The sequence below is a fragment of the Moritella sp. PE36 genome, from assembly GCF_000170855.1.
Lineage (GTDB): Bacteria > Pseudomonadota > Gammaproteobacteria > Enterobacterales > Moritellaceae > Moritella.
In genome coordinates, this window is sequence record NZ_ABCQ01000003.1 from 169,626 (window position 1) to 188,460 (window position 18,835).

Below are 18,835 nucleotides of genomic sequence, written 5' to 3' on the forward strand. Positions count from 1 at the left end.
TTATGGCGTAACGATCATTAACCCGATAACACGCGAGGTGCCTGATATGATCCCGCAATCACCAGAGCAGACTATATTGACCTCGTTTATTTACCGCTTTGATAAAACCGATTTTGGCCAACCAACGGTACTGCTAACCAATATCTATCGCGGTGCGTTTTACAGCAGTAATAATGGTTTAGAGATCTTAAAAAATGACAGTTTTTCGCTGTTAAACCTCGATTTAACACTGGCCGAAATACCTTTAAAAACCGGTGAACTGGCGGTCAACGTTTAGGCTAAGAACTTACTTGATGAAGAATATACGCTAGCTAAATACGGTTATGGTTCAGGTGCGACATCTGGCCCCGTCATTGGTGTGTTTGGTCCTGAACGTACCTTTGGTATTAAAGTGAGCTACACGTATTAGTCATTTAATGCCCGAATAGTAAAACTAACAAGCACGTCTGATGGCGTGCTTTTTTATGCCTTGTACATCTGAAGTGTAGTGCTGCATTTAAAAATTAGACAAAGGTAAAAAAACAAACGAGTAAGAGAAAATCCGGGATGCTGAACGCTATTATATGTAAAACATACATTATTTAATAAAATGAATAAATCAATGATGATGGCGACATTTCCGGCTTAAATTTTTGCGCTTGTTAATTTATATTTTGCATCATTACAAATACCCACTCGATGAAATTTTAATGAATTAGCAAAATCTTGTAATGCGAAGATATTCGAGCTACTTGCGAGTTAATACTAACGTTCACACCAGTATTAGGATCAACAGATTTTAAACGTTTAGGTCCAAACCTATAGGCTTGAAGAGGCTGAGTCTAACTACCTGGCATTTGTCTTTTCATTAAACACCCCACCCACAAAGTTAACAGCATGTTATCAAGCCGGGGTAATGAAACCAAAAAGTTATATAGTATAAACACATTGAAATGCTCAACACCTAGGTTGCCTTATACTTTACCAGTTGATATATATGTAATTTGCCAACATATAAAAAACACCAACTTGAATAACCGATCTAATTAATACGTAATTGTTGTTTTATTGTTAATAAATTGTTAATTTAATGTCGTTGCCCTAGAGGTAACCTTTCATTTGTAAAAAACATCATGTTTAGCCAAAATTCAACGATAGATGAAGCTATCTTGATAACTAAACAAGCAATTATTATTTTATATAAGGTTTTTAAATATGTCTCTGCCTATTTATTTTTATTTGGGTCTACCGCTTTTACTCTCTGGATGCTTTGACTCTTCCCCTTTAACTGACAATAATAGTATCGATTCTATTGTTGAAGTATCAGGCCATGGAGGAAATGGAGTTACGGGAATTTATACTTATGGTCTGGATGAACTTGGCAATAAACCATTAAAAGTAGTCAAAGATGATACTCCCGGTACCTGTAAGATGAGCAATAAAAACTTTGAACTAAGGAATGGATGGGAACATGCGTCGGTTGACAAACCTATCCCTGAAGGTTTTTGGAGTAAATCTTATCCACTCAAAATTGTAACTTTTCCTTGTCCCAAAGAGGGTGGGATTATTCAGCATCATCCAGACCAAAGAAATGGCAGCTTTTCTCCTATTAATGATGCTTGGTTTATTTTAAATGATGCCGTGTCTTTTTATGAAGACTTAGCAGGCGAGACTCCTATATCTGAAAAAATTACAATCATATCGCACTATTGGTATGGCAGTAGCGGTCAGTATGTTCGCTCTGATATTGGAATAGAGCATCAACAATTTAAGAATCATATCTTGATTGCCGATGGTATACATAATGATGGTAGTGGAAGTGAATATAGTTATTCATTTGCCACAAGTGATGTTTTAGTACATGAATTGACCCATGCTTACACATCTAAAACAGGACATTCATTCGAAGTCATGGATGGTTTGAGGAATAGTTTAGGAGGTTGGTCAGAACATTTTTCAGATATAATGGCAGAATACTACCAATTTAAAACAACGGGTAAGACAGATTTTATTCATGGTGCAGATCATCTAAAATGTACTTTACCTGATCCTGATTGCTCTACTAATGTTAGAGATTTTAAAAACCCGAAATATACAAATGTTAGTGATGCAATTTCTGGTGAATATAAAGGTAATATAGATGATCTAAAAATACATATTATTGCAAATATCTTAAACTATTCCTTTTATCTTCTTATTGAAGATAATTCGTATGGAGTTTTTACTATTGACGAGTTAATTAAAGTTTATATTAATGCTGAAAAAGCATTTTGGAAACCACATTCTAATACCTCCACAAGCAGCAAAGATTTCGTTAACGGATTAATGCTTTCTGCATCCGATCTGGGTTACTCAGATAAAACTTCAACAACAATAAAAGAAGTTTTCAAAAAAACCGGATTTTATTAGAGCTTGCTGTTGGGTCGTCATGTAGCAGATCAGCCTATGTTCAATATACAGCGACAAAAACCTAACTAGTCATTAAAGTCGGAAAACAAAAAAGCACGCTACATAGCGTGCTTTCTATTAGCCAATCGTGGCACAGCAATATCCGTTAAGGCGTGACGATATTAAACACACCTTCTGGTTGGTCAAGTAGTGAGAAGAAGCTAATTAAACCAAGTGTACTGCCTTCAATACTTAAATCATCTGATAGTAATACTTCAGATACACCCGCCACGCCAATCACCAAATCAATGAATAGCTCATGATTAATATTTAATGTCGCATTAGCCGCTGCATCTTTAGGTGCCAGTTTATGCCGTAATACAGCGTTATTCAGTGTTAACACATAGTTTTGCTCCAAGTCAGTGAAGTTAATGTTTAAGGTAAACTCTTCCCCGAATGCATCAGGACCAATAACGCGTGCAGCCATACTTTCAAAGAACTTATCGACAGGCGTTTGTAATAGAATCGCTTTCATTGACGCTAAATCGATCACTTTGTCCGCCGCACCGTGACGTAATTCATACGCCCCCGAAAGGTAAACATCACGCCAAGGTGCTGACTCAGCCTGATAACCTAATTGATCATAACTGCTCGCCAGCAATTCTTTGGCCGCGTCATTATCAGCATCGGCAAAAACCACATGATTCAATAACTCAGCACTCCAACGGTATTCACCTTTATCATAGGCCGCTTGGGCATTAATAATAACCGCTTTCGCACCCCCCATTAGTTTCACGTATTTCGCCGCAGATTCATACTCAGGTAACGGATCAAGATTTACCGGGTTTGCGTCATACCAGCCAAGATAAGCCTGATAAACTGCTTTGGCATTGTGTTTAGCAGTGCCGTAATAACCACGACTAGAGAAAGTCTTAGCTAACTCTGGCGGCATTTCAATTTCTTCGGCTATTTCTTTTGGTGTTAAGCCCGCATTTAACATTCTTACCGATTGGTCGTGAATGTACTGGTAAGTATCGCGCTGGGTCACTAAGAATTCATTAATGTTTTCTTGTCCCCATACCGGCCAATGGTGACTACCAAAGTATATTTCAGCGTCTTTTTGCGTTTCGATCGCTGCATCAATCGACTTGCTCCACACCACAGCATCACGTACTTGCGCGCCACGTAGGGTATACAAGTTATGCATTGTCTTGGATACCATCTCGGCACCACAATAGGCTTTCATTTTAGGTAAGTAGAAAGTAAATTCTGATGGTGCTTCACTACCCGATACAATTTGGAATTCAAATTCCACACCGTCAATTATCTTCGTTTCATCGCTATTTACTGTTAATGTCGGCGTTAGAATACTAAAAGTACCAAACGGCACCGCTTTACCCAAACCTGCATCAACATGGCCTCGTGCTGAACGAGGTAATAAATTACCGTACATATAACTCGCTCGTTTAGTCATCGCAGGGCCCGCGATAATGTTTTCATTGGTCGCCGCTTCCATAAAACCACCCGGTGCGACTACTTCAATATCAGCAACATCATTACCAGCCGCTTCAAGTAGGCCTGCTACACCACCAAAATGGTCCATGTGGCTATGGGTAAATACAATGGTCGACACTGGACGATAGCCAAGTTGTTTATTGACAAAATCAAGGGCCTTTTTAGCCGTTTCGGCAGTAGTAAGTGGATCAACAATGATCCAGCCTGTTTTACCTTCAATAACCGTCATATTGGCTAAATCAAAACCACGGATCTGATAAATACCTGCCGTTACTTTAAACAGGCCATTAATATTATTTAGCTTCGCTTGACGCCATAGACTTGGGTTGACACTATCTGGTGCTTGGCCGTTAACAAAGTCATAATCAGACAGATCCATAATCGTTTCGCCATCGCTATATTTAACGACAAACTCAGGTAGCGTGGCAATAAAACCACGGTTAGCATCAGTAAAATCTTGTTTATTTTCGAAAGGCAGTTGTCCTAATACCGCGTTATTTAGTTCGACGGTATATTCTGAGGCGGGCGTAAAACCGTATTGATCAGGCTTAGTACTAGATAATGTCTCGTTTGCGTTGGGACCACAAGCCGCTAACAATAAACTGGCAGAAGCAATAACTGCTAATGGTAAGCGTTTCTTTAAATTAGAATTGTTGTAGATCGTATTTTGAATTAGGGTAGTTAAATTCTTTTTAATAAACATGTTCATATAGCCATTAGTAGTTATGAATACAACAACCGTATCACAACTTGTTAACAAGCCGTTTATCATTTTACGCCCACTTTAATAGGCGCGTTAATAGATTTAAACTTCAAGGTTTGAGAATGCAGGAAAGACTATTTTATTTGATGTTGTTCACGACTTTTGTCACGACTATTTTCACGATTCTTTTCACGATAGTGTGATGGCGATTGAGCAAACCAAGTTTGAAATGCACGGGTAAAGTTACCCATGTTTTTATAGCCTAAATTTTCAGAGATGGTTAAAATCGGATCTTCCGTTTTTGTCAGATAATGCACAGCGAGTTCTTGGCGTTTCTGCTTCAAGATATCTCTAAACGTTAGTCCTTCTTCTTTCAAACTGCGACTAATAGAGCGTACGCTCATGTTCAGCATCGCCGCGATCTCATCCAGTGTTGGCTCGCTATTTGCAATTGAACTGTGTATCAACCGCTCAATTTTTTCCGTTAATGTCATCTTATCGAGCGCAAGATTAACGGCCATTTTCTTTTCCAGCTGCAGATTTTTTACTGAGAACTGGGTTAACACCGATTTATTCAGCCATAAGCAGTTCACGTCCTGACTAAACTTGGTCTCACAATTAAAACTGTCTAACCAAGGTCGGGTACTTTTAGGTTTACTGCGAACCAGTTCAACATGGTGTATAAACGCATCTGACTCGACAAAGCCATTGATCATTATGACAAAAGAAGAGAAGAACGCATCAATAGCCATGTCACTAATTTCAACACCTTCCAGAGGTGAGATCGTGACGCCAACCAAATGTGGAGTATTATTCAAGGTAAGGCATACTGAGTTACTTAACTTACCGTAATAACTCGGCAGCCCTTCAAGTACTTGCAGTAATGAATCCGATTTTTTTATCAGGTGGTTATAAACATGATTATTTTTTATATTTGAATGTTGACCGACAATAAGACCAAAATGTGGCATCTGGGTGATCTGCGCCACTTCTTTCCAAAGCGCGGTCATATTTTTTATATCAAGCAAGGAATAAGGGTCATCTTGTACATTAGCTAATGAGATCCCGGCATTTTTAAACACTTCATTGGGATCAAAGTCCATCGCATGTAATGCGTTAGCAATTGATAAGCTCCATGCCGCGACAGTTGTGTATTTGATTGTTTGATTCATTATCGGTAGACCCTTAAAAATCACTTATTTATAAGTAAAAATGCTACTCCATTTAAGTTAACAACTAATATGCCAAATTAACAGAAAATCACCGATATAATCAAGGTTGCGTCGACACTAGCGGGTGAATGACTTAAACCATCAGCGTTTAATACCTATTGCATTAAATAAGTGGTACTGGATTCAAGCAATAAGTACAGTTGGCTCGGTGCGAGATCTAAGTAATTATGTTTAACACTCGAAAAGCTGTCATACTAGGCCGATAAAATTTAGTATTTTGATGACGAAGATTAAAGTGAGAACAAAATGATCAATATTTACCGTGTATCTTTTCCTGATGGTAGTGTATATATCGCAGCGAAAAAAACGCCACCAGCAAACGCAGTAAAAAGCTATGAATGGGCTAAAAATCACGCAGACCCAACACGTCCATTAGTTGTCGCGTACCTGAAAAGTAAAGGTCAAAGCACGTTAGAAATGTTGCATTCAGATCTAACACCAGACATGGCTAAAAAGCTAAAAAGAAGATATATCGTTGAAGCAAGACAAGCAAAACAATACGTAGTTGTTTAATTAGACGATACAGTCTGCAGCAATGCACACCGAAAACACACATGACAAGGGAACTGTATGTGTGTTTCTTATTACTGAGCCGTTGTTACGGACCCATTTTTACTCCTCCTGTTGAAGATAAACCCGGCATGTTCTGAAAAAGAATATAAACCAGGTAACAATCCCGAATAACTTCAAGCCATCCTCGAGCAAAAATTCAAACCCTTGTTGTTCTAATAATAAATCAGCCAAAACTGACAGTGCAAAGAAGCTAAAAGCGATAAATAAAGTGGCGTACTCGTGGTTTAATATTTCAGTTCTGAATTTCACCAAATAGACTAGAACGATTGTTACGTAACCTAAGTAAACCAGTTTTTCGGGTATCATCAAATGATTCGGTAACAATGAATCATGCAACATAAACATATCATCCAATAACAACCACAAGGTAAGTAGCCCTGAATAGAGCAAAAATTGAGGGGTGGTTTGGTTATTGCTATGCTTATGAATAACTGAAGAAAAAAGACAGATCGCCGCAGTAAATGCCCAAAATAATATACCTATGTTAGATATGAAACCAACATACGAAGGACCACCGAGCACCACGGTTGGATCACGGGTAAACGACGAGATCGGTATATTGTAATAGCCGCTTATCATCGTGATAGTAAACAATAAGCCAAACAGAACAATGTAGGTTGCAGATAGCAGCTGAACACTACGTTTCACTTGCGTGATTATATTTTCGGTTGATAGCATATATTCTCCTAACGTTTGAATATATTATTCAAAGATAGCAGCAGACCATTTATGTCGCTATAAATAATAAACTTGTAGATAAGAAGTAAAGACGTGGATGAGTAAACGCAGCCTGTTCATTACAACATAAGCCACGTTCACAGAGAGAATTAATTACAGATCAGCAAGCGTGATGTCATCAAATTGATACAACTGGCCACCGAACTCCTGCATAAAGACTTCAGCATCCGATTTTACGCTAAAGCTGCCTAATGTTTGTCCCATTGCGCCAGTTTTAGTGGAACCGATGACAAACCAAGCCTGTTTAGCATCAATGAAGTGCTCGTCGTTCGGTTGACCCCAAGGTGTTTTACTCATGTCATGCACAAAGACTTCTTTCACTTGGCGTTTGTTCTCAGGTTGCAGAATAAAACCAAACAGATCCCGTGTAGAGCAAAACTTATTAATATCGTCTTGGGTTGAAGCATAGCTTTCCCCCTTCGGCCCTGGGAAATTACTGATTGTCATACCACATAAATGACAGCTATCAGCTTGTTCTATCTTTACCGCTTGCTGTACCATTACCTGCTGCTTTGTTTGTTCACCGCAGCCGACAACAAACGCCAGCAACATACCTAATGACAAAATTCTTAATTTTGAGTTAAACATAAATGTTCCTTCATTAATTTAATGCAATTTAATAATTATAATTTTTTATTGGCAAACACAACTCTCGCCGCAGTCAACGGTACCGCTATCCACGCCACCATGATCGTCATTAATACGGTGATAGATTGACTCGAATTAATCGCCACCGCGATCACGCCATTGACATCACCACTATCAAGGGCTGCAAGGTTAATCAACCGAAACACATCGGCAGGATTAAACATCATCACATTCACTAACCCCTGCTGGGTCAAACCATCGTCCACACTCACGAGCGCAGCCAGCACAGCCAGATCAAATACCAATACAAAGAAAAACCACACCAATAAGGCAATACCGGCGGCTTGTGATTTCTCATTCACAGCAATGCTGATCACGTAAGCCACGCTGATAAATACCAGCCCAAGCAAGGTCGCGGTAACAATGAATAATCCAAAGGCAGCAAACACCCCTTCAAACCCAGATTGAAAGCCAATCATCACCGCGGCACTACCAAAACCCAGCGCCGTCGCTAAAGTAATAATCGCGCCCTGTCCGACAAACTTGCCCAATAACAGCTGTCCCTTACTTAACGGGTAAGTCAGTAACAACAGCAAGGTGCCCGCTTCCTGCTCGCCGACAAAACTGTCGTAACTCAGTAATAACGCAATGAGCGGGATCAGAAATACCGCCAGACTAGACAAACTCGCAATCGTTGAAGACAGCGAACCACCCCCTTCCCCGCCAGATGCAGCCGCGCCGTAATAACTCAAGCCTAATGATAAAATGGCGAACACCGCAGTAATAGACACAAACCAACGGTTTCTTAACCCATCTTGAAACTCTTTACTCGCAACCGCTAAAATAGCATTCATGATGCGACTCCTTGAATTGGTGTACCATTAGATAAATAGTACTGATACAACTGCTCTAAACTGGCAGATTCCACACGTACATCAACCACGCTGTCATATGACATAATTTGTTTTAATGCGGCCATCTTCTCGTCTTCCTGCACATGTAAGCTATCCTTGCCGCCCTTGTAACGCGTTAACAATGGGTCTGAATTTAACTGTTCCGTGATACCTAGGGTATGGATCACCACAGGTAAACTGGCTTGTGCACGTAACTGCGCCAAGCTACCAATCGCGATCACTTGCCCTCCCGATAAGATCATCGCACGGCCAATGTGTTGCTCAACCCCAGGTAACACGTGAGAGCATAAAATGATGCTGGCGCCACGCTGTTTCAAGCGATCAACAGAATGATAAAATTCTTGGGTCGCAGTGGGATCTAAACCTACCGTAGGTTCATCCAATAACAACAGCTTTGGCTCGCCAAGAAAGGCTTGCGCTAACCCTAATCGTTGTCGCATACCTTTGGAATAGGTTTTAACCTTACGCTGCATTGCGTGAGTCAGCCCTACTAACTCCAGTAACTCGGCAACTTGTCGACGTGGTACCGATTTTAACTTGGCAAAATAACTCAATACTTCAACGCCGGTTAAGTGATCATAAAAGCTCACGTTCTCAGGTAGGTAACCGATATGACGGCGGTCTTGCCATGCTTGTTTCGATTGCGGATCTCGACCAAACACAGCGAGCTCACCCGTTGTGGCTTTTTCAATCCCCAAGATAAGTTTCATCATGGTGGTTTTGCCGGCACCGTTATGGCCAAACAACCCCAGTACTTCACCTTCTGCAAGCTGTAGTGAAACATTGTTTAATGCTTTTAATTGCTGAAAATGCTTGCTTACATTTGTCATTGATATGATTGAAGAGGTCATAATAAGTCTGTTGCCTCGCTACTGGTGGTGAACGTATTTTTTGTTAAAGAGTTGTTTGTTAAAGAATCGCTTGTTGAAGAGTCGTGCGTGATAGAAGCGCTATCTTGTACAACATGATTGTTAGCCGTCATACTTTCTGAATCTGGGGTGGTGACTATACGACTCGGCGTCATTAATGGATGGCTGTCTTTTACACCGCCGGGTTTTAATATCGGGAATTGATTTTGCACCCAGCGTAATAACAATACCGCTGGGCTATCAAGCAATACTTTCGCTTCTGGATATTGCCATATCATCTTATCAATACCGTCATTCGGCTCAAATGCGGTATCACCTTTACCGTCACCATCAAGATCCCAGCCTAAATAGTTACTCCAGTAATTACCGACGCCATCAACACTCCACTCTTGGCGTTTGTTGGACACGTATTTCACTTGGACGGGGTTATTAATAAAGTTGTTACCGTACACTTTTGAATGCTCAGAACCTGCTGTTAGGTGAATACCAATCTCAGCGGTATCAACCGTATTATATTTGATGGTGTTGTAACCTGAGTTATAGATGAATAGACCTTTACCATCTCGCCCTAAAACCTTGTTTTCAGGCTTGGTCCACACGTCTTTTATATGATTGTTGGAGATTTCCGAAAAGGTAATAAAATTCAGTAAAAAACCATAGTTTTCAGTATTCAAACTGCGATTACCAGACACAACCAACTGACGAGAGCTCATTAAGGCATAACCAACGCGGTTATTATAAGAAAAGTTATTCAATACCTTGTTGTTATGCGAATACATGTAATGCACGCCAAAACGCAGATCGTGCAGGGTATTGTTTCTCAACTCGTTATCTTGGCTGGAAATAACATACAGCCCATCTCGCGTTTCGCTCACCGTATTGCCTACTACTAAGGCTTTTTGAACCATAGAAAGCTGAATACCATTACCGCGATCAGACGCACGTAGTTTGGCATTGCCTTTAATGATATTGTTTTTAACGACGACATTTTGACTACGTTGGATCCAGATGCCAAAACCATCACCACTGAGGTTATTCTCTTGTATGGTGATGTTAGTGGATTTTTTATCCGTGTAGATACCTGAATTCTGCTCTGTTAAGTCTCGGCCCCAGTTAATGATGGTCAGGTTTTGAATAGTAATATTTGAATTTCGTAACTCAATGGCATGACCTTCACCATTGGCATTGATAATAGCGCCCGCTTCACCGGTGACACTATCAATTTCACCAGTAACAGTAATAGCATGGTTAACGATAAAATTACCGATATATTCACCCGCAGCAATAACAACGATATCACCATCATCAGCAAGATTTAATGAAGCTTGGAGATTATCATCGCTGGTGACATGAATATTTTTCGCAAAAACAGCCAATGGAACACTGAGCGATAATATAAACCATGTAAATACGATAAATGCACGTTTAGCCATTAACACTCTCTTTTCTATAATTAATATAATAACCATAATTAAAAATAATAGTTAAATACAACAAAGGGGGAGCAATAACAGTGCGACTCCCCTCATTTATCCGGCCTATTACTAGGCCTTATTACGCTTATTAACGGTTATGCTTCAACGAACATACGACCACGCATTTCCATGTGTAGTGCATGACAGAACCAGTTACAGTAATACCACTGTACGCCTGGTTGATTCGCAGTAAAGGTGATTGAAGCGGTCGCTTGTGGACCGATCTCCATCTGCACACCGTGATTGGTCATACAGAAACCATGCGTAACGTCTTCAACCATATCCAAGTTAGTCACCACCACCGTGACTTCATTACCTAATTTAACCTTGAATTCGCTCATGCCATAAACTGGCGCAACAGATGTCATGTACACACGTACTTTGTTACCATCGCGAATAACTTTGTTATCCGTCATCACGTTAACACCGTCCGCTTTTGCCATGGCCACCGTTTCAGCAAACATAGTATCGTCACGCGTCCACAGTTTCTGTGGTTTAACTTTACTGCGGTGAACAATGATAACGTCATGTGGTTCAGCAAACGCGGGACCATCATGTACCAGCTTCATTTCGTCGCCAGAGATATCAATTAACTGATCGTTTTCTGGGCGTAAAGGTCCCACATTTAAGAAACGATCTTTCGAGAATTTACATAAAGAGACTAACCATTTACCATCAGCGTCACGCGTTTCACCTTGTGATGTATGGTTATGGCCTGGTTGGTAATGTACATCCAGTTTTTGTTTAAGGTAGTTAACTTTTTCACCGTTGTGGGCACGGATTGCTTCTTCCACATCCCATTTCGCAATTTGGCTATCAAGGAATAACGTTGTATAAGCATAACCGCGGTTATCAAATGCCGTATGCAGTGGACCTAAACCTAATTCTGGTTCAGCAACAACGGTGTCACGCGGTTTGATCTTATCACTGAACAGATCATCGAGTTTATCAATCGCGATAATTGAAACCGTTGGCGATAACTTACCATTGGCGACAAAATATTTACCACTTGGCGAAGTATTAATGCCGTGTGGTGATTTTGGCACTGGAATGTAACGCGTAAGTTCTGAGCCTTTACGACCATCAAGTACAGGTACATTATTGCCATTATAAGTTTTGAATTTACCGGCTTTTAGCGCTGCTTCACAACGCGCTAGGCTGAATACCACCACATGATCACGCTCAGAAGAGATCATTTCTCCTAAGGTCATGCCCATTTCAGAGTTATAACAGGTTGATGCAAAATATTTACCATCGTAATCAGCATCGGTATTATCAAGGTTACCGTCTACCATTACTTGGAACGCCATTTCCATTGTTTCTGCATTGATCACATTAAACAGCGAACGGTATGTGCTTACGTCTTCCATTGATGCTTTACCATCATTGTTCATTGGAATTTCGAACTCACCATTACAGATCACGTATTTAGTGTAAGGTACTTTTTGCACACGTAGACCATGCACAGCTTGTACGTTTGGAATAGTGAGCATTTTATCTGTTTTCATTACATCACAGCGAATACGAGCAACACGTGAATTGGCTTTGTCATTAATGAACACATATTTACCGTTATAACGACCATCCGTCATACTCATGTGGGGATGATGCGCATCACCAGCCAGAATATGAGCACTTTCGCCTTTAATGCGTTTACTTTCTTCTGTTAAACCCCAGCCTGTCGCGCTATCGATATTGAAAACAGGAATACGCATTAATTCACGCATTGAAGGTAAACCCATGATACGTACTTCGCCAGAATGACCGCCACTCCAGAAGCCATAATACTCATCCAGTTCGCCAGGATGTACTACTGTACTATTGCCATATTCAACACGCTTCGCTTGTGCCATTGACGAAAACATTGCTGCTGACATCGGCGCTAATACCGCGCCCGCACCTAACATAGCCGTTTTGCTAAATAAACTACGACGATCGGCATTCTCTAGCGTTGTTTCTTCAGATACTTCAATATTGTTATTTTTATTATCTATCATAAGATTCTCCGTGATATTAAAATTGTGTTTATTTTTATGCGATTAGCTTCTATTTATTCGGTATTAGCTGCTCTTTATTAAATGTTAGGTGCTCTTTATTCAGTATTCGGTGCTCTTTATTAAATGTTAGTGATGTCGATAATTTGCTCATCACTGATTTTTCTTTTCTTCCTGGCTAATTTTTTCAATGGTGGGCATTTTTCCTCGTTAAAATACGTCACCTGGCAATCCAGACAGTAATGGCACTCACGCATATTGATCTCACCATTTGGTTGTATCGCCTGGATCTCACATTCTTTGGCGCATGTTTTACAGGGCTGACCACATTCAGAGCGGCGCTTAAGCCACTGGAACAAACTCAGTTTGCTGGGTACGGATAAGGCCGCACCTAACGGGCATAAATAGCGACAGAATGTTTTACGATTAAACAAACTCGATAAGATCAGCAAGCTTGCCCAGGCAACGAATGGCCATTCACGATCGAACTTTAATAAGAACGTGGTTTTAAAAGGTTCGATTTCAGCAAGCTGTTCTGCGGCGGCCAGTGACTCGAGTGAAACACCAAATAAAGCCAATAGAATTAAGTATTTGATTGCCCACAAACGCTCATGTACGGCGTACGGCAATTCGATTTGCGGTAATTTAATAAAGCGGCCAAACACATTAACCAGTTCTTGCAGGGCGCCAAATGGGCATAACCAACCGCAATATACTGCGCGCCCCCACAACAGCATGGTGACAGCCGCGGCGCACCATAAGATAAAGATGATCGGGTCAAGCAAGAACAGATCCCATGAAAAGTCATTCATCAGGGCTTGTAAGAAGGTAAACACATTAACAATGGATAACTGCCCGCCCCATGACCAACCGATAAGTACCACGGTGACCACCAGAAAACCATGACGCAAGTTATGCATGAACTTAGGATGCCTAACCAACACATCTTGAAAAAACAAGATCAGCAGTAATACCACCATGAGTCCAATGAGGAGGATGACTTCGGTATTGCGCTCTTGCCATACCTGTTGAGTCAGGGTTAACTCAGGTGGCGGTATGATAGCTGGCGGGGTATCAACATACTTATCCAGCATGTCATATTGACCTCTAAAGCTATTAAACAAACTGTCGACAGGGCCAGTTTGACGACGAACTAACAGTTCAAACGCCCACTCGGCACCGGGATCAAACTCGTGATGTGCTTCGATTCTAAATACCGACATCTCTTTAAATTTTGGTGCCCCAGCAATAAATATATCGGTAACACGTTCATGCTGCAGGTCCCGAAAAGAGATAGCATTGTCCTTTTGATGTACTTGGATACGGTCAAAAATGCCACCGCGCACATAACCCGAGCCTTTAAATGAGTAACCGTTACCAAATACCCCAACCAGATGCTCACCGGGTTTAAGGTTGGCGGTTAGCCATTGGTAATCAGAAGCACTAAATAAGTTTTTACCAATCGTTGGAACATCAATAAGGGTGAAATAGATCTCTGCAAACATATCTTGCTTTTCATCACTATCGGCTTCGTCTACATGCTCTGCAGCAGTGCCGAAAAAACTGTTATCAACGGCTTCACGGCTCAGGAATAACTTACGAATAGAGCCATCACCGGTTAGTTGCGTCCAGTTGGCTGGCTCAAATAACTCAGTTTTAATGGTTGAAATAGGTTGGATAATACCGCTGGATTTTTTGATGATAGCCAGTGCTTGTGCGACTTTCTTGGCTGCCTTGGTGATCCCGACGTTCATCACCATCACGGTAACAGTCGCGCCAGAAAGACCATCAATCGCTACATAGTTTTCGCTGTTGTTGCCACCGACTTTTAACCGGTCACGCACGGATAAACCGGCATATTGATCAGTAAAAGCCCATAGTTTACTCTCTGGAATACCAGCTAGAATAATCGGTTCATGATGTTCTAATACTTGCGCTGTGAGGTATGTGCCTTGTGGATCGATTGCCACCAGCATATTAACGGGTTCACCAGAGTAAGCAGGGATCCTAGCGATATCGTTGGTTTCAAAGGCATAACCTAAGACTTCATCATGTTTACGCACTGTCCAGATAGGATAACCACCGACTTCCGTTGGGGTTTTATCAGAAATAGCGGTAGCATCGGGGAATTGCGCCTGAATAAATGGCATCGGATCTTTTGGCGGACTGACAAATAGGGCATAACTTGACGGTATAAAAAAAGTGGCTATCAGCAACATCACAGTGATACAAGCTGATACCCCTTGCTGAAATCTACTTTTTTTATTCACTAAATAACTAAAATTAACCACAATCGCCCCTTAATTTTGCAACTTATACCGAGTAAGTTGCAGTCCATAAGGAGCATCATAAGTACCTCTTTGGAGATGACGAATGACTTAAGTCAATTTCTCACTAACATATTTATTATTTGACTCACTATTTATAAATATGTTGAAGCTGGTCACGATTAATATAGCGGCTGTTTCTGAAAAATGAGTACTTAATGCCTATTACCTCTGACCTGCTGTAATAGGCATTTTTATATTTATCTGACAATTAATACATCATCACGAGCCATCAAACGTGAGTTACTTTATCCTTTTCCGCACTAGGCTGATCACTTAATACTTCAACCAGTGTAGAACGACACAAGTGCCCCTCAACCTCACCATCCTCGTTTAATACCGGCAGTGGTAATTGATTATCCAGCATTTCAGGAATAACACTTTCCAGTAACGCATCACTTTGCACCGCAGGTACATCATCTAATAACGACGCATCAAGCGTATTGTTGTAATCACTTTTTTCAATATTATCCAAGGTATCTTGTGTGATCACGCCTTGATAACCATCCTCGTTAATAACATAACCATAATCTTGTTTTGACTTGCGCATTTGTAATACTGCTTCACCGATTGTTTCAGCAGAGATACGACAAATTTGCGGTTGCATCACCGTTTCCACCGTCAATGCGCGCGCGCGATTTACATCTTTAACAAAGGCTTCAACATAATCATCAATCGGGTTAAGCAAAATATCAACAGGTGTCCCTTGTTGTACTAATACCCCATCACGCAAAATTGCAATGCGATCACCTAAGCGTAATGCTTCATCAAGATCATGGGTAATAAAGACGATGGTTTTATGTAGTTTCTCTTGTAGTTCAATCAACTGATCCTGCATTTCGCTGCGGATCAGCGGATCCAATGCTGAGAATGCTTCATCCATTAACAGAATATCGGCATCGGTGCACAAGGCACGCGCTAAACCGACACGTTGCTGTTGGCCACCAGACAGCTGCCTTGGATATTGATTGGCATAACCATCCAAACCAACCGTTTCCAGCCACTGTGTTGCGCATTTTTGCCATTCCGCCTTCTTAAGGCCTTTCACTTGCAAACCATAACCAATATTTTCTAACACGGTGCGATGTGGCATTAAGCCGAAACGTTGGAATACCATCGACATTTTATTACGACGAAAATCTTGCAGATCTTTACTCGTCAATTGCATGACATCACTACCTGCGATCTCTATTTCCCCGGCAGTCGGTTCAATTAGGCGGTTAAAATGGCGGATCAAGGTCGATTTACCCGAACCTGACAACCCCATGATGACAAATATTTCTCCCGGATAAATATCCAGGTTAATATCCGATAAACCCACGGTATGACCCGTTTCAGCTAAAATAGCATCTTTAGATTTACCCGCTTTGACTAACTCGAGTACCTTTTTCTCATTTTTACCAAAAATTTTGTATAAATTCTTAATACGAATTAACGGGCTTTTCTTCTCATTCGAACTGCTCTTGTCATGCGAATTCATATTACTGCCCTCCAAAATTTTGTAATGTACGTTTTGCGTAACTTTGCGAGATCCGATCAAAGATAATCGCCAATGCAACAATGGCTAAACCATTCATCAAACCAAGGGTGAAATATTGATTGGTGATTGATTTTAATACCGGTTGGCCTAAGCCTTTAACACCAATCATAGATGCGATCACCACCATAGCCAATGCCATCATAATCGTCTGATTGATACCCGCCATAATGTTAGGCATCGCCAGCGGTAACTGCACACCGAATAAACGTTGCATAGGGCTAGCACCATAGGCAGTCGCGGCCTCTAATACTTCTTTGTCTACCAGACGGATACCTAAGTTCGTTAAGCGGATAACAGGCGGCACGGCGTAGATAATAACGGCGATAACGCCAGGAATTTTACCGATGCCTAATAGCATCACCACAGGGATCAAATACACAAATGCTGGCATCGTTTGCATAATGTCTAAGATGGGCGTCACGACGGACTGAACACGATTAGAGCGTGCCATCGAGATCCCGATCGGAATACCTATGATCACCGCGAGCATAGTGGAGATGAGAATAATACTCATGGTTCGCATGGTATTGTCCCACATACCAAAAAAGCCGATGAGGAAAAAGGCCACAACGACGCCTAAGGTTAATTTCCAAGAACGACTAGCTATATAAGCAAACACCGCTAATACAGCAATCACTATCCACCAAGGGCTACTGAGTAATAATTTTTCAAACCAGATGAGAAAAGTAAGTAAGGGATCAAAAAACGCTTCAATACTATCACCGTATTCACGCGAAAAACTGCGATAAGCGCCATCCAATGTTTTTCTAATACCGAGTAATTGGTGACGATCTAGCTGCGGTATTTCCGAAAGCCATGAACTGTCTGACATATTATTATTTCCTAAGATGAAAAAGCCCGAATGATTCGGGCTATATATACTCAAGCGACTTCAATCTGCATAATCAGCAAACTGAAGTTGTTTGGGTATAATGAAAGGCTATAGTTCTGAGACTGCTTTCTTGATTTTCTTCGCGGTTGCTGAATCAACCCACTGTGACCAAGTATCTTCATAATTGATAATGAAGTGTTCAACACTGTATTCACCATCAGCTTGTTGATCTTCCATCCAAGCAAGTAATTCATTCATCTGCGCATTCTTAAATGAACGGGCTGCAAGGTAAGCCATTACTTCAGGTGCTCTCGCCGCAAATTCTTCGGTAACAACAGAGTCTACTGCAGAAGGCGGATACATGGTTGCTTTCGGGGTTAAGCAATCATTTTGGGTGATACATTCCTTGAAATGTTTTTCATCGATACCGGTACCAAAATCAACCTTAACCATGTTGTATTTACCCAATACAGCGGTCGGTGCCCAATAATAACCAAACCAAGCTTCTTCGCGCTCATAGGCTTTAGCGATAGAACCCGATAAACCTGCACCGGAACCTGGATCAATTAAATCAAAACCAGAAGCGGCTAAATCCATTGCATCAAAGAGTTGCGATGTTGATATTTGACAGTTCCAACCAGCTGGGCAGCCCATAAATGCCGATTTACTCGGATCTTCAGGGTGTTCGAATAGTTTAGCATTAGCTTTAATGCCAGCAATAGTCGCTAAGCTTGGGTCTTTCTCAACCATATAGGCTGGCACCCAGAATCCTTCTTCACCGCCATCGCTAAGGGTAACACCGGCATAACGAATACGCCCATCTTTGACGCCTTGATCAAGCGCCGATTTCATCGAGTTACTCCAGAATTCTGGGGCAATATCAGGTTGGCCTTTTTCAATCATAGCCGTGCCCGTTGGCATCGTGTCGCCGGGAACGAGTTCAGCGTCACAATCAAAACCATGTTCGAGAATGAAGCGGTCAATATTGGCAATTAAGGTGGCTGAATTCCAGTTCATGTCAGCAATGGTAACACTGCCGCATTCACTCGCATTAGCGAAGGTAGAAAGAGATGTAGAAGCAAGAAGTAGTGAGGTAGCGAAAATTTTCCGCATATAAATAATATCCTTATTATTGTATGAAGTTGTGTTAATAATACAGGATTTCACT

At 41.1% G+C, this 18,835-nt stretch carries 15 protein-coding genes; 3 read left to right on the forward strand and 12 right to left on the reverse strand.

The features are described 5' to 3' along the window. Positions 1–46 precede the first annotated feature (46 nt). Positions 47–277 carry a hypothetical protein gene (locus PE36_RS24695; protein ID WP_006030617.1) on the forward strand — a complete coding sequence of 77 codons (231 nt, stop codon included), beginning with the start codon at positions 47–49 and terminating at the stop codon, positions 275–277. Between the two features lie 917 nt (positions 278–1,194). Continuing rightward, a complete protein-coding gene (locus tag PE36_RS03690; RefSeq protein WP_006030618.1) occupies positions 1,195–2,388 on the forward strand; it encodes a M4 family metallopeptidase in 1,194 nt (397 codons plus the stop codon). A gap of 145 nt (positions 2,389–2,533) precedes the next feature. On the opposite strand, the gene PE36_RS03695 is transcribed toward PE36_RS03690, so the two are convergent. Together PE36_RS03695 and PE36_RS03700 are read right to left on the reverse strand one after the other, a co-directional pair. Further along, entirely contained in the window at positions 2,534–4,585 is a 2,052-nt protein-coding gene (locus PE36_RS03695; protein WP_043993855.1) for an alkyl/aryl-sulfatase, read from the reverse strand. A 134-nt stretch (positions 4,586–4,719) separates the two neighbouring features. Further along, complete coding sequence (locus tag PE36_RS03700; RefSeq protein WP_006030620.1) at positions 4,720–5,757, reverse strand: AraC family transcriptional regulator; 1,038 nt, start codon at positions 5,755–5,757, stop codon at positions 4,720–4,722. Between the two features lie 306 nt (positions 5,758–6,063). Between PE36_RS03700 and PE36_RS03705 the strand changes: the two genes are divergently transcribed. Beyond that, the gene (locus tag PE36_RS03705; RefSeq protein ID WP_006030621.1) at positions 6,064–6,330 is read left to right on the forward strand and encodes a hypothetical protein; all 267 of its coding nucleotides are present in this window, start codon (positions 6,064–6,066) and stop codon (positions 6,328–6,330) included. A gap of 99 nt (positions 6,331–6,429) precedes the next feature. On the opposite strand, the gene PE36_RS03710 is transcribed toward PE36_RS03705, so the two are convergent. The 10 genes from PE36_RS03710 to PE36_RS03755 all read right to left on the reverse strand — a co-directional run bounded on the left by PE36_RS03710 (position 6,430) and on the right by PE36_RS03755 (position 18,780). Next, on the reverse strand, positions 6,430–7,068 hold the full coding sequence (locus PE36_RS03710) for a hypothetical protein (protein WP_006030622.1): 639 nt from the start codon (positions 7,066–7,068) through the stop codon (positions 6,430–6,432). Positions 7,069–7,221: 153 nt separating this feature from the next. Continuing rightward, positions 7,222–7,716 (reverse strand): nitrous oxide reductase accessory protein NosL, encoded by a 495-nt coding sequence (locus PE36_RS03715; RefSeq protein ID WP_006030623.1) that lies wholly within the window; start codon positions 7,714–7,716, stop codon positions 7,222–7,224. Positions 7,717–7,751: 35 nt separating this feature from the next. Beyond that, positions 7,752–8,570, reverse strand: coding sequence for an ABC transporter permease (locus PE36_RS03720; protein WP_006030624.1), 819 nt, complete (start codon positions 8,568–8,570; stop codon positions 7,752–7,754). Next, the gene (locus PE36_RS03725) at positions 8,567–9,481 is read right to left on the reverse strand and encodes an ABC transporter ATP-binding protein (protein WP_006030625.1); all 915 of its coding nucleotides are present in this window, start codon (positions 9,479–9,481) and stop codon (positions 8,567–8,569) included. The genes PE36_RS03720 and PE36_RS03725 overlap by 4 nt, the downstream gene beginning before the upstream one ends. After that, positions 9,478–10,932, reverse strand: coding sequence for a nitrous oxide reductase family maturation protein NosD (locus tag PE36_RS03730; RefSeq protein ID WP_006030626.1), 1,455 nt, complete (start codon positions 10,930–10,932; stop codon positions 9,478–9,480). The genes PE36_RS03725 and PE36_RS03730 overlap by 4 nt, the downstream gene beginning before the upstream one ends. A gap of 137 nt (positions 10,933–11,069) precedes the next feature. Next, positions 11,070–12,971 carry a TAT-dependent nitrous-oxide reductase gene (gene nosZ / locus PE36_RS03735; protein WP_006030627.1) on the reverse strand — a complete coding sequence of 634 codons (1,902 nt, stop codon included), beginning with the start codon at positions 12,969–12,971 and terminating at the stop codon, positions 11,070–11,072. 119 nt (positions 12,972–13,090) lie between these two features. Next, the gene (gene nosR, locus PE36_RS03740) at positions 13,091–15,259 is read right to left on the reverse strand and encodes a transcriptional regulator NosR (RefSeq protein ID WP_006030628.1); all 2,169 of its coding nucleotides are present in this window, start codon (positions 15,257–15,259) and stop codon (positions 13,091–13,093) included. A gap of 268 nt (positions 15,260–15,527) precedes the next feature. Further along, positions 15,528–16,775 carry a glycine betaine/L-proline ABC transporter ATP-binding protein gene (locus PE36_RS03745; RefSeq protein WP_006030629.1) on the reverse strand — a complete coding sequence of 416 codons (1,248 nt, stop codon included), beginning with the start codon at positions 16,773–16,775 and terminating at the stop codon, positions 15,528–15,530. Position 16,776: 1 nt separating this feature from the next. Continuing rightward, positions 16,777–17,667 (reverse strand): proline/glycine betaine ABC transporter permease, encoded by an 891-nt coding sequence (locus PE36_RS03750; RefSeq protein ID WP_006030630.1) that lies wholly within the window; start codon positions 17,665–17,667, stop codon positions 16,777–16,779. Between the two features lie 108 nt (positions 17,668–17,775). Then, entirely contained in the window at positions 17,776–18,780 is a 1,005-nt protein-coding gene (locus tag PE36_RS03755) for an ABC transporter substrate-binding protein (RefSeq protein WP_043993818.1), read from the reverse strand. Positions 18,781–18,835 lie beyond the last annotated feature (55 nt).